This window comes from Streptomyces sp. NPDC021562 (assembly GCF_040640875.1).
In the GTDB taxonomy this organism is placed as follows: Bacteria; Actinomycetota; Actinomycetes; order Streptomycetales; family Streptomycetaceae; genus Streptomyces.
The window spans coordinates 144,154-156,480 of record NZ_JBFACN010000017.1; the positions used below are offsets into that span (position 1 = coordinate 144,154).

12 protein-coding genes and 2 pseudogenes are annotated in these 12,327 nt (G+C 67.7%); 9 read left to right on the forward strand and 5 right to left on the reverse strand.

Annotated elements, in window-relative coordinates:
• Positions 1–115 precede the first annotated feature (115 nt).
• The 8 genes from AB0G52_RS26225 (at position 116) to AB0G52_RS26260 (ending at position 7,167) form a co-directional block, all read left to right on the forward strand.
• Entirely contained in the window at positions 116–616 is a 501-nt protein-coding gene (locus tag AB0G52_RS26225) for a cupin domain-containing protein (protein ID WP_361339147.1), read from the forward strand.
• A gap of 140 nt (positions 617–756) precedes the next feature.
• Positions 757–1,191 carry a universal stress protein gene (locus tag AB0G52_RS26230; protein ID WP_132892595.1) on the forward strand — a complete coding sequence of 145 codons (435 nt, stop codon included), beginning with the start codon at positions 757–759 and terminating at the stop codon, positions 1,189–1,191.
• Positions 1,192–1,310: 119 nt separating this feature from the next.
• Positions 1,311–1,760: an SsgA family sporulation/cell division regulator gene (locus AB0G52_RS26235; protein WP_132892596.1), complete on the forward strand. Its 450-nt coding sequence runs from the start codon at positions 1,311–1,313 to the stop codon at positions 1,758–1,760.
• 172 nt (positions 1,761–1,932) lie between these two features.
• A complete protein-coding gene (locus tag AB0G52_RS26240; RefSeq protein WP_132892629.1) occupies positions 1,933–2,451 on the forward strand; it encodes a BlaI/MecI/CopY family transcriptional regulator in 519 nt (172 codons plus the stop codon).
• A 291-nt stretch (positions 2,452–2,742) separates the two neighbouring features.
• On the forward strand, positions 2,743–3,579 hold the full coding sequence (locus AB0G52_RS26245) for an alpha/beta hydrolase (RefSeq protein WP_361339151.1): 837 nt from the start codon (positions 2,743–2,745) through the stop codon (positions 3,577–3,579).
• A gap of 220 nt (positions 3,580–3,799) precedes the next feature.
• Positions 3,800–4,501, forward strand: a complete 702-nt coding sequence (locus AB0G52_RS26250; RefSeq protein ID WP_132892600.1) for an SDR family oxidoreductase — start codon at positions 3,800–3,802, stop codon at positions 4,499–4,501.
• Between the two features lie 199 nt (positions 4,502–4,700).
• Positions 4,701–5,990 carry an FAD-binding oxidoreductase gene (locus AB0G52_RS26255; protein WP_361339155.1) on the forward strand — a complete coding sequence of 430 codons (1,290 nt, stop codon included), beginning with the start codon at positions 4,701–4,703 and terminating at the stop codon, positions 5,988–5,990.
• Positions 5,991–6,753: 763 nt separating this feature from the next.
• Positions 6,754–7,167, forward strand: coding sequence for a hypothetical protein (locus AB0G52_RS26260; protein ID WP_361339158.1), 414 nt, complete (start codon positions 6,754–6,756; stop codon positions 7,165–7,167).
• Positions 7,168–7,232: 65 nt separating this feature from the next.
• Here the strand turns inward: AB0G52_RS26260 and AB0G52_RS26265 are convergent.
• The 3 genes and pseudogenes from AB0G52_RS26265 to AB0G52_RS26275 form a co-directional block, all read right to left on the reverse strand.
• Positions 7,233–7,829 (reverse strand): annotated as a pseudogene (locus AB0G52_RS26265) (family 65 glycosyl hydrolase); the annotation flags it as partial.
• The gene (locus AB0G52_RS26270) at positions 7,826–8,569 is read right to left on the reverse strand and encodes a beta-phosphoglucomutase family hydrolase (RefSeq protein ID WP_361339161.1); all 744 of its coding nucleotides are present in this window, start codon (positions 8,567–8,569) and stop codon (positions 7,826–7,828) included. The gene AB0G52_RS26270 and the pseudogene AB0G52_RS26265, both read right to left, overlap by 4 nt.
• A 503-nt stretch (positions 8,570–9,072) precedes the next feature.
• Positions 9,073–9,825 carry an SDR family oxidoreductase gene (locus tag AB0G52_RS26275; RefSeq protein WP_361339164.1) on the reverse strand — a complete coding sequence of 251 codons (753 nt, stop codon included), beginning with the start codon at positions 9,823–9,825 and terminating at the stop codon, positions 9,073–9,075.
• A gap of 90 nt (positions 9,826–9,915) precedes the next feature.
• On the opposite strand from AB0G52_RS26275, the gene AB0G52_RS26280 reads away from it, so the two are divergent.
• Positions 9,916–10,515, forward strand: a complete 600-nt coding sequence (locus AB0G52_RS26280) for a TetR/AcrR family transcriptional regulator (RefSeq protein ID WP_361339167.1) — start codon at positions 9,916–9,918, stop codon at positions 10,513–10,515.
• Positions 10,516–10,855: 340 nt separating this feature from the next.
• On the opposite strand, the gene AB0G52_RS26285 is transcribed toward AB0G52_RS26280, so the two are convergent.
• Together AB0G52_RS26285 and AB0G52_RS26290 are read right to left on the reverse strand one after the other, a co-directional pair.
• Positions 10,856–11,602 carry an FAD-dependent monooxygenase gene (locus tag AB0G52_RS26285; protein ID WP_361339170.1) on the reverse strand — a complete coding sequence of 249 codons (747 nt, stop codon included), beginning with the start codon at positions 11,600–11,602 and terminating at the stop codon, positions 10,856–10,858.
• 109 nt (positions 11,603–11,711) lie between these two features.
• Positions 11,712–12,308, reverse strand: a pseudogene (locus AB0G52_RS26290) (FAD-dependent monooxygenase); the annotation flags it as partial.
• Positions 12,309–12,327 lie beyond the last annotated feature (19 nt).

Below are 12,327 nucleotides of genomic sequence, written 5' to 3' on the forward strand. Positions count from 1 at the left end.
GGATGTGAGTCGGCGCATGCCGATTCGGCATGAAGCGATGACGCATCCGTCTTGGACGGCTCGCTCCGCTCTCTGCCCGAATGTCCACCCGAACCGAACGGAAGCGAGGAGAGCAGTGACTTCCCTGTCCGGCAACATCACATCCCCCGTCCTGACAGACCCCGACACTCAGCAGGCGGTACGGTTCCTCGGCGGTCTCGTACGGATGCGGGCGCGGGCCGCCGATACCGCGGGCGCCTACGCACTGCTGGAGCACACCGGTGAACGCGGCTACATGTCGCCGCTTCACCTGCACGAGTCCGACGAGGAAACATTCCTCATCCTGGACGGCACCCTGCGGGTGGAGGTCGGCAACGAGGTACGAAGCGTAGGGGCGGGCGGACTGGCGCTGCTGCCGCGCGGACTGGCGCACGGCTTCGTCGTGACCTCCCCGACGGCCCGCTTTCTGACGCTGCACTCTCCGGGCGGAGGTTTCGACGCGTTCGTGGCGGACGTGGGCGTGCCGTTCGACGGCACCGTGTCCACGGAGGCCGGACCGGGCCCCGACCCGGAGGAACTGACCCGGCTCGCCGCCGCACACGGCATCCAGATCGTCGGGCCGCCACTGCTGCCCTGACCCGGCTTCGCCGGGAGGCCACAGCCGCCGTTGACTTCTAAGATGACCAGTCATATTGTTCTGCAGGGGTAACCGCCTTCCCGCATACGTCCCCACACCGCCACGCCCCGGCTGCGGCGGTCGCAGAGAGGAAGAACGCCGTGTTCGATCGCATCCTGGTGGCCATCGATCCCAGTGCCGCCCGGAAGACGGCGCTCCTGATGGCCGGCGAGTTGGCCCGCTCGGCGAACGCCACGGTCCACGTCCTTCACGTCGTGACGTCCATGGTCGCCGGCGACACCGTCGTGAAGCTGGAGGAGGAAGGCCGGGGCGAGGCGATTCTGGAGGAGGCTCTGACCACACTCCGGGGCCTTGGTCTGGAGCCAGAAGGGCACCTGGCCCACAGCCTGACGAACCTGGTGCCCTCCGTCATCTCCGCTGCGGCGGAGGACTTCAAGGCGGACCTGCTGGTCGTCAGCCCCCACCACCGTGGCGCGGTCGCGGCCCTCTTCAACCCGCGGGTCAGTGACGCGGTCGCGCACACCAACGGAATCGCCGTTCTACTGGCTCCCGAAGTGACGCTTCCCCGCCAGTAGATCCGAACGGTTCCCGTCTCTGCGTCACAGCAGATGCCGGAGCCGCCCAAGTCCGCTGCCGGTGGGCTCGGGCGGCCCCGGTGGGGCCGGAGTCATCTGACACAAAGGGCACCGTGCGCATGACTGACAGACTCGACCGCAGCAACGGCGCGCGGACGCCGCTCTCGGAGCTGAGCACCAGCCTCCACCTCCTGTCGGCGCCGCCAGAAGACAGCACGGTCGAATGTACGTTCCGGTACGGCGCCGACGATCCACTCGCCGTGCACCTTGAGCTTCGCGTGTCCGCGGGCACCCCCGTCACCTGGGTGGTGGGGCGCGATGTCCTCAGCGCCGGCGTCAAAGGCCTCAGCGGAGACGGCGACTTCAGGGTCTGGCCCTCACGCGCACAGTCCGCCACTCCCCTGCTGTACCTGAGACTGGAGCGCCCACGGGGAAGGGCGACCCTTGCGGCCGACCTGACCGAAGTGCACCGGTGGCTGGAACACACCTATGAACTCGTGCCCGCCGGTGAGGAGGACGCGCTGCTGGACTGGGACACTCTCACCAGGGTCCCCCTTCCGCCCGCCTGACGAGGTGCGCCGGTCCCGGACCCGCCACGTGTCACCCGCGGTCGCAGTCGCATGTCTTCCTCCCGCTCGTCACATGTGGGCATTCCTGAGTACTATGCCCAGGTCATCCACATGCAAGGGAGTGAAGGCTGTGCCCACCAAGTCAGCCGCCGCCACGGTTCGGTCGCGATACATGGAGCAGGCCGCGTCCGACCTGGAGGACAACCACCGGCAGCAGAAAGAGCTGCAGCGTCAGCTCGACGCTCTGCGCCAGGAGGAGAAGCTCCTCCTGGACATCCTGAACCTCGCGGAGCACTCCACCACTGTGCCGGAGCAGGCTCGGGCCACTGAGCCGGAGAAGGCACCGAGCACGGACGCCAAGGAGAAGTCCACGTCGCATCCGCGCGCGGCCGGAGCCGCCGTGCGTGGGTCATCGCGCAAGGACAAGGCACCCCGGGGACGTGCCGCGCGGCGCCCTCTCCTCGGAGACCTTCTGCTGGACCTGGTCAAGAAGCACGACAGGCCGCGCCTGGCGCAGGAGCTGCGCGAAGAGCTGATCAAGGCACATCCCGACAGGGTCCCCACCCCCCAGGTCGTGCGCAACACTCTGGAGGGACTCGTCGCGAAGGGCCTCGTCCAGCGTCACAAGCAGGACCGGTCGGTCATGTACACCCCGGTCACATCGCGCGGTGCCGTTCCGGGCGAGCGCTGACCCCGGCCGGGCAGAGACCTGCAGAGCGGCCGGGGCGCACCTTCGTCGTCGGCGGCCGGCCAGTCTTGGCCCTTTCCGGTCCTGCCCGTACGGCGCGGAGACTCGGCACGCCCGGAGGGCCGACACGCCCGCTCCGAAACCGTGACTGCGTAAAATCGCCCGCGCTCCACCGCCTGCAAGAGCCGCGTACAGTCAATTGGCTGATGGCCGGCGCCCGGGACGGCGTCAGACTCGACGTGGTCCATGTGCTCACCGCTTGCCCCTGAGCACTTCACCGGCGCAGGAGCCCACATGTACATAGAGACGCCGAACCGCAAGGTCGGAGCGGCCCACGGCATCACCTATGCCTACCGCCGGTGCGGTCCCAGGGACGCACAGCCTCCGCTGCTTCTTCTCCAGCACTTCCGCGGCACACTGGACAGCTGGGATCCCGCTCTGGTGGACGCACTGGCCACGGAACGCGATGTCATCGCCTTCGACAACGCCGGCGTCGGGCTGAGCAACGGCAGCACTCCCCGGACCATCCGGAACACCGCCCTCGACACCATGGATTTCCTCCAGGCCCTCGGAGTGCGGCACATGGACGTGCTCGGGTTCTCCATGGGCGGCTACACAGCCCAGGAGCTGGCCCTGATCCAGCCGACCGCCGTACGTCGGCTCGTCCTCGCGGCAACCGCCCCTCGCGGCGCCCCGGGCATCCACGGACTGCGGGACGACGTCCTCGCCCACGTCAACTTCGACCAGCCAGGGGCCCAGGACTATCTGTACACCTTCTTCAACCACACCGAGTCCAGTCAGCGCAGCGGCTTGGAACTCCTCGGACGCTCCATGGAACGGGAGCACGACCGAGATCTGCCGGTGAGTGCGGACGCCCGGGAAGCCCAGTACGAGGCCATACTCGAATGGGGCGTGCCCGATCAGGACGCGCTGCACAGACTCGACGCGATCGAGCAGCCGGCACTCGTCGCGGGCGGCGACAACGACCTGGTCATCCCGCCCCCCGCACTCCAACTCCTCGGAAACTCACTGCCCAACGCCCGCGTGCGCATATACCCGGACTCCGGACACGGCTTCCTGTTCCAGCACCACGAAGAGTTTGCGCGGGAGGTCCTGGACTTTCTGCGCTGAGGGCATCTCGCACCCGTGTGGCGCCGCCAGACCTCGCACGTCGCACGGAAGGGACGCGGCCTGCCCGCAGATGCCTATATACGTATGCGGTAGCTTGACGAACCTGCCAAGCACATGTCTCATGACGTGTGCGTCGCCTCTACGTATCAGTGTCATACGTGTGCCACCATGACGGTCGGTTGGGATTTCGGGGACGACGAGTTCTCCTGAGGAGCTGGACATGACATCGCTCGAAAAGGCAGTGGTACTTGTCACCGGCGGCGGCCGCGGACTGGGACGCTCGCTGGTCGAAGAAGTACTGGCGCGTGGCGCGGCCAAGGTGTACGCCACGGCACGGGACCCTCGCTCGGTGACCAACCCGGACGTCGTGCCGCTGGCGTTGGAGGTCACCGATCCCGCATCGGTGGCCGCAGCAGCCCAGCAGGCGCGGGACGTCACCGTACTCATCAACAACGCGGGCGTCTCGGTGCAGGCGTCGTTCCTCACCTCGCCGATCGAGGACATCCGGCGCGAGTTCGAGACGAACTTCTACGGCCCCTTGCAGGTCGCCCGTGCCTTCGTTCCGATCATCGAGGCCAACGGCGGCGGCCACGTTCTCAACGTCCATTCCGTCCTCTCCTGGATCGGTGTCGCCGGTTCCTACAGTGCGTCCAAGGCGGCCCTGTGGTCGCAGACGAACTCCCTGCGGCTGGAGCTGAAGCCGCGCGGTATCGATGTGACAGGTCTGCACGTCGGTTACGTCGACACCGACATGGCAGCAGGCGTCGACGCGGCGAAGTCCAGCCCGAAGGACGTCGCCGCGCTCGCCATCGACGGGGTCGAGTCCGGAGTGTACGAAGTGCTCGCCGACGACCTGTCCCGGCGCGTCAAGGCGGGGCTGGCCGCGGACATCGAGACCCTTTACCCGCAACTCGTGAAGTGACGCCCGCGGGCGCCGGGCCCAGAGGTGCGTTCGCTGACGCATCAGCAGAGGGTAATCCGCCTGATATGGCAGGTGGATTGCCGGAGCAGCAGCCGCCGGATGCGGGAACCTCAGCGTCCGCCGAGGCGCTGAACTACTTCGCCGCCCCCACCGCCGGCCCTCCTCCCGCCTCCTCAACCCGCCCAGTAAGGCATCCACCATGCTCGACATCGTCCGCCCCGGCGACCCGCGCCATGCGGATCTGAGGCACGTCTACACCGCCACCGGTGCCCCGGCGGCGGTGGTGCTGCCGCGGTCGACGGCAGAAGTGGCGGAGGCGCTCGATTTTGCCCGTGATTCGGAAGGTCCCTTGTCCATCCGCAGTGGTGGGCACGGGATCAGCAGCATTTCCACCAATGAGCACGGCACCGTCATCGATCTGAGCAGGCTCGACACCGTAGAGCGGGTCAGCCCCGGCAGCGATCTCGTCCGCATCGGTCCCGGCGCCCGCTGGGGCGAGGTCGCCGCGGCACTGTATCCCTGGGGACTGGCCATCAGCTCGGGCGACTCCGGGGATGTCGGCGTCGGCGGCCTGGCGACCGCCGGCGGCATCGGGCTGATGGGCCGAGCACACGGACTGACCATCGACCGCGTCACGGCAGTGGAGATCGTCACCGCCGACGGCAGCGTCCTCACGCTCGACGGTGAACGGCAACCGGATCTCTTCTGGGCCGTTCGCGGGGCCGGTGCCAATCTTGGCATCGTCACCTCCCTGGAGTTCCGCGCCTCCCGTACACCTGTCGTCGCCCGGGCGACTCTTCAGTACCGAACTGACCGCCTCGCGCCCTTCTTGCGTGCCTGGGGAGAGGCGGTGGAAGCCGCCCCCCGGCAGATCTCCGCCTTCCTCTACATCATGGATGGCGGGTTCGCCCTGGCAACCGTGGTCCATGCCGGGGACGATCCGACAGCGGCCGGACGTGACCTGGCCCCCTTCCTGAGTGTCGCGCCGGTAGTCGGACGCCACGCGGAACTCCTGCCGTATGCCGACGTGGTGGCCGCGACACGGACTCCCCACCGGGGACAGCAGAGTGGCCGCACACACAGCGGCCTGGCCGTCCACCTCGACGGAGAACTCAGCGAGCGGCTCGAAGGGCTGGCCCGTGCCGGGTTCGGCGAGCTGCTGCAGATCCGTTCCGTGGGAGGCGCCATCAACGATGTGCCGGCCGACGCCACGGCCTATGCCCATCGGCACCAGAATTTCTCGATCACGGCCGTGGCACCGTACGCGTCTCGGGAATTCGACGACGCCTGGGCAGCGGTGCACCCTTCGCTCGACGGTCTGTACCTCAGCTTCGAGTCGGCCTTCACGCCGGAACGACTCGCCGAGGCTTTCCCCGGCACGACGCTCCAACGGCTCCGTGACATCAAGAAGCAGATCGACCCCGACAACGTGTTCCACCAGAACTTCCCCGTCGCCGATGTTCCGGCCGAGAAGAATATGGGTGAGTGAGCGCATTCTCCGCGCGGGGGTTGGTCCCCCTCCCGTCATCGGGGCATGGGGAACCGTACCGGCAGTGGGCCTCTGCGGATCGGCGTGCCCGACTCCGCGGAGTTCCACCGCCGCGACGAGCACACGGAAGGCAGCTTCAGGGTTTCGTGGCCTCCGCCCGGACACGACGCATCGGAGCAGGAGACTCGGATGCGGTGGCCCGGCCGCCTCCGATGCAGAGGCGTCCGCCGCCCTCCGGCGCCTGTCCTCGGGTGACACCGGCAGTCTCCAGGCCGCGGTGTGGCGGAGGCGGAACCGGGCGGGGAGAACGTACTACCGGGCAGATACCCGTCACCGTGTACGACCACGAAGTACGGCCAGAGCCTGGTTTCGCACCGTAGGGTGAGGGTCAACTCGCAGGCGCTGCCGCGCTGACGGCGAAAGCGATGTAGGCGATCGGCCGATCGCCCCCATCCACGCCGAACGGTGGTGCTGGCCATGTCGGCGCCGATCACCGGGGCATCGCGCTCACCCGGCCGACGCGGTCGCTGCCAGCTTCACCTGGTACTTGTACGCGGGCCGGAAGCCTGTCCCGCGTACTGCATTCGACTGGCCGTCCACGGACAGAGCAGAGTACGACGAGCCGTCGGTGTGAAGGATGTGGGGAGGCCGTCGCTTTCTCCCGGGATTCCTCTGTCCAACTTCTCATGGCACCTCACATTGACAGACGTCCTTCCGGAGGATGCCACCACTACAAGAGACGGCTCCAGCTCCCATGTCTCGCATGACCGCCTTCGCCAGGAACCACGCTTCAGTGCACACCATCTGGGGTCGACTTCAGCCAGTGCAAGCCGATAAGAAGCCAGCTTGCAGCCCGACTCATCTGCCGCTGAGTCTCGATCCGTGCGCGCCCTCCGGGGTCGAATCGAGGGTGGGCGCAAGTGACGTCACCGTGCGCGAGCGCGAGCGCGAAAAAGGGGCGGCCAGCGATTGGCCGACCGAAGACAGCCGGCAAGAGGACCCCGTTGAGTACCTCGCTCCACGCGGCGCCCGGGCACTGCTGCACACCCAAGACCGGAACTTCTGGCGCCTGAGCTCAGATGCTTGCGCTCGCAAGGGCGTGTTTACCTACCACTCGATGCACTGCCTCGGCAAACCGTGGTTCGCAGCAGAGGCTCGGGCCTTCTCGCCCATGTGACCTTGAGGATCTTGCATGCCCACCCAGTTCATGAACGCCAAGCAGACCGCCGAGTTTCTGAACTACTCCTCGGTCAGCAGCGGTGACTCGATTGCCGCGGCCACGCGCGGATCGCCCTGGATCCGCGGCAGTTGCGCGTTGGCGACGAGCTCGGACTGTACGGCCACCGTGGTCGGTCCGTCGACCGGCTCCACTTCGTAGACCACTGCGGCCACCGAGCGCTGCGTGAAGGACACGAGCCGCCGCGAGGAGATCCGCACCGTACGACCGCCGGGTGAAGTCCATCGCGCGGTGCGGCTGAGGATGCCCGAGCGGAAGTCCAGCACCCGCTCGTGCGCGACCAGTCGGCCGTAGCGCAGATCGTACGGGTGATCGTCGACCAGTAGACGGAAGATCTTGCCGTCGGTGACGTTGATCATCGTTTGGCCGGACTCGGGATATCCGTAGCCCGCTTCGGCGTAGGGGAGCGGATGCCGTTCGTGGACGCCGTTGAGGTATGCGCCGGGCAGTCCGTGGGGCTCTCCCTCCTCGAGGTTGCCGCGCCACCCGACGTGCCCGTTGGAGAGGGCGAAGACCGATTCGCTCTGCGCGAGCACGTCCAGGTTCAGCTCGGTCTCACGCAGACACCACGGCTCGACCGTGAAGCTGGGATGGGTGATCACCGTTCCTCCAGGAGCTCCGCCAGGTCACGGACCACCACATCGGCACCATGGGCTCGCAGTTGCTCCGCCTGGCCGACCCGGTCGACACCCACGACCACGCCGAACCGTCCCGCCCGCCCGGCCTCGACGCCGGCGAGGGCGTCTTCGAACACCGCGGCCTGCCCAGGATCCGTCTCCAGCCCTCGGGCGGCCTCCAGGTAGGTGTCCGGGGCGGGCTTGCCCCGCAGCCGGCGTTCGTGGGCGACCACCCCGTCGATCCGCTCGTCGAACAGGTCCTCGATGCCGGCCGCTCGCAGGACATCCCGCGTGTTCGCGCTCGACGACACCACCGCGCAGCGCAAGCCCGCCGCCCGCGCCGCGTGCACGAAGCGGACCGAGCCGTCGTAGGGTGCCACGCCTTCCTCGCGGATGCGCCGCAGGACCAGCTCATTTTTCCGGTGGCCCAGGCCGTTCACCGTCTCCGCGTCCGGCGGGTCGTCCTGCGATCCCTCGGGCAGGTGCACCCCGCGTGCGGCGAGGAACGTACGCACGCCGTCCTCCCGGGGACGGCCGTCCACATACTCGTCGTAGTCGCCAGCCGCGTCGAACGGCACGAACCCGGTCCCCTCGCGCGTCGCGCGTTCGCGGAGATACCCGTCGAACATCTCCTTCCAGGCAGCCGCGTGCACCTTCGCGGTCTGGGTGAGCACCCCGTCGAGATCGAACAGGCAGGCACGGACATGTGCAGGAAGCCCCAGCATGCCGACGAGGCTAGAAGGCACCTGCGGACGGACGCGACAGGTCACTCTCCGGCACGCCGCAAGGCACCCGCTCGGTCGAGGCCCTGTGGGCGCACTCCATGCCGTGGCTCCGATGGGCACCAGTGCGCCGGAAGCAGCGACTCACAGGCGTGCTCGGCGACCGGTCGCTGTGCACCCGTTCTGGCGAGATCGAGCGGGCCATCCACCGGTCGCCGATATTGAGGGAGCGGTTTGCTGAGCGTGTGGCCTCGCAGAGCATGCAGTGGTCGTCCTGACAAGGAGCAGGGCGCCAGCGCCGTCACAGCCGTCAGTACCACCACGGTGCTCGGTTCCCGGGACCACGCCTGAATCGCGGAGACCGCCGAGGAGGCCGAGATCTCCGGACGGCCTTGCGAGTGGTCGGTGCGTGTACGCCCGGTACGGCAGGGTCACGCGGCAGGCGAATCCTGTCTTCCTGCAGGCGGGGGTCTCTCGCCCCTCCCCGCTGCGGAATGGGGGATCACTCAAATCTGGTTCAGTCCACCGTCGACGTAGAGCTCGGCACCGGTGACGAAGCTGCTCTGGTCGGATGCGAGGAAGAGTGCGGCGGCGGCTGCTTCGGCGGGCTCGCCCATGCGACCGAGGGGAACCTGCTGCGCGAAGAAGGCGCGGAGCGACTTGGCTTCTTCCTCGTTGGGCGCGAGGCCGGTGATTCCCGGGGTCTTGATCGGTCCGGGCACCAGGGTGTTGACACGGATGCCGCGGCCGCGCAGTTCGTTGGCCCAGGTGCGGGAGAAGGAGCGGATCGCGGCTTTGGAGGCGGCGTAGACGCCGAACGCCTCTCCGCCGGTGGTGGCGGCGGTGGATCCGGTCAGGATCACCGAGGCGCCGTCGTTGAGAAGCGGGAGTGCCTTCTGGACGGTGAAGAGCGTCCCGCGGACGTTGATGTTGAAGGTGTCGTCGAAGTGCTGCTCCGTCACCTGCTCCAGCGTTGCGAATTCTCCGCCCCCCGCGTTCGCGAAGAGCACGTCGATACGGCGGCCCTGCTCGGCGATGACCGAGAACAGCCGGTCGAGGTCGGCCGGGCTGGCTACGTCTCCGCGGACGGCGGTGACGTTGGGTCCGATCTCGGCGGCGGCCGCGTCCAGCGCGTCCTGGCGCCGGCCGGTGATGATCACATGGGCGCCTTCGGCGGCGAACCGCCGCGCCGTGGCCAGTCCGATGCCGCTGTTCGCCCCGGTGACCACGGCCACCTTGCCTGCGAGTACTTCCGTCATGACGCGCGACTCCTCGATAGTTCTTGACCGCTTCGTCCATAACACTAACCGTTATGGACGAAGCGGTCAAGAAAGCGTAGAGTGACGTTCATGGCGCGCCCTCGGAAATTCGACGAACAGCAGGTACTGGCGACCGTGCGAGAGCGGTTCTGGGCCGGCGGGTACGCGGGCACGAGCATGGACGACATCGCCGCCGCGACCGGCCTCGGCAAAGGCAGCCTGTACGGCGCGTTCGGCGGCAAGCAGGACCTCTTCCACCGTGTGTTCGACGACTACTGCACCTCGGTCGTCGAGGCCACGGCCCAGCAGTTGCACTGCGACGACGACGAGAACGCGTACACACGCCTGTCCGCCCACATACACGCGGTGTCCGCGGCCACCGCAGCGGACACCGCCCAGCGCGGATGCCTGCTGGCCAAGGGCACCGCCGAGCTGGCCGAACACGACAAGACCGTGGCCGACCGTGCGCATACGGCCATCGAAGCGCTCCACGCACTGCTGAAGGACGACATCGCCGCCTGTCAGCGCCATGGCGACCTCGACGCGAACGCGGACCCCGGACAGCTGGCCGCGCTGGTACTCGCCGTTCTGCGCGGCATCGAAGCACTGGGCAAGGCCGGAGCCGACGAGGAGATGCTGACGGACATCGCCAGCACCGCACTCGCCGTGCTGCCACGCCCCGCGAAGTGACGGACCCATTCGGACCACGTCGTCAAGGTTGCGAGAAGGGGCAGGAGGGGTCTTGCTATGCGGCAGGACGGCGGGACTGCCATCGAACACACCCTGGCCACCTTCGATAAGGCCGCGTCCCTGGACGACTCATCCCAGCCTTGCAGCCGTTGCGGTTGCCGGGCACCGGCCGGCCGACGGCGACGACCAAAGTGCTGTTGCGTCGGGCACGATCTGGTGTTTGGCGGAGTAGAGGTGGTCTTCCGTCCATGATTACGAGGGTGCCCCGGCGGAAACGTTGGTGCTGCTTGAGCGTTCGGCCGGCCCCGAGGACGTGGCCGCAACAGTTCCGGTCGTGACCTCAGTGCGGTGAGGAGGCTGCGGAGCCGGTGCCTTGTGGGCCGCACCATTCGGTCAATGCTCTGCGGGCCGCGTCGATGCGATGTTCGGGTGACTCGTCCGAGGTGGCCCATGCGATATAGGCGTCTGGTCTGACCAGAACGCTCTTTTTGGTGGCGTCCTTCGGGGATACGATCTCCACCTCTCCGGCCCACTCCGTGATCAGTGAGGGGAAGTGCTCCGTGTCGTGCGGTGTGACAAGGACGAGCCGTCGCTTGCGGAGGGCTTCGTAGAGTCTGCGTCCGTCGCTGAGGGGGACGTCAGGTGCCCGCTTCCCGACAAGGGGATGCGCGCCGACCGGGGCGGCGTAGGAAATGTCGATTCCCGAGATTGCCATGGCCAGTCGTCGGGCCACTGGTGGGGTTTGCAGCACCGTACGCGCTGACAGGTCACGAAGGCCGCACAGTGCCCGTGGTGTGGTGAGGACGCCGCGGAGCAGTGCCCCGCTCATCCGCAGGACCCGTCGTCCCACCGGGTGCCGTTCGTTCTGACAGCTGTCGAGCAGGGTGTCTGGTGCGCGCCCACGCTGAACGGCTGCGAGTTTCCAGCTCAGGTTCGCGGAGTCCTGGATGCTGGTGTTGAGGCCCATGCCACCGGCCGGGGAATGGACGTGGGCGGCGTCGCCGACGAGGAATACCCGGCCTACCCGGTAGCGGGGTGACTGGCGTTCGTCGCTGTGGAATCTGGAGAGCCAGCGGGGGTCGTGCATGCCGAAGTCGCTGCCGAGCGCCTGGCGGGCGACGTCTTTGATTTCTTCCAGACCGACCGATGCGTTGGACGCCGGTCACTTCGTGGGCCCGCATGATGTTCACGCCGTGTGTCAGGGCGCGGGACAGGAGGAGTCGCTCGGTGTTGTACTGGGGCGTCACGAGCACGTGGGGGTAACGGGTCGGCAGGTGCGACAGATCGATCCGCAGAAATTGCAAGATCGGGTTGCGCAGGCCGGTCAGAAGCACGTCGTCGGCCAGGCCGCGGGCGTCCAGTTGCTCCATCGTTCGGACGTGAACGGCGAATGCGCGGGTCAGCTGGGATTCCCCTGCTCGCCGTTCCACCACGGTGCAGCGCACTCCGGCCTCGGCCAGGTCACCTGCGAGCAGCAACCCCGCTGGACCAGCGCCGACGACCAGCACGTCAACGTCGGATCCCATGTCCTGCCCTCCACGTGTCACAGAACGAGCAGCAACGACCCGTGACCACCTGGCTGCCTCCCGCCACCGGTGGTGAGGTCCAGGGCGGGTGGGTGACTGTGCCCGGAGTTCCCTCGGGTGGCGTAACCGGCGAATTCTCCTGACCGCAAGGACCACCGTACGAGACAGACCACTTCCTCGCCTGTCAGGCAGAGACCGTCCCACCCGTACCGAAGCGGTGGTTCCGGACGCGCTGAATCGCTGCCCTGCACTTAACGTTGACCTCATGCCTCGCCGCTTTCGCGTC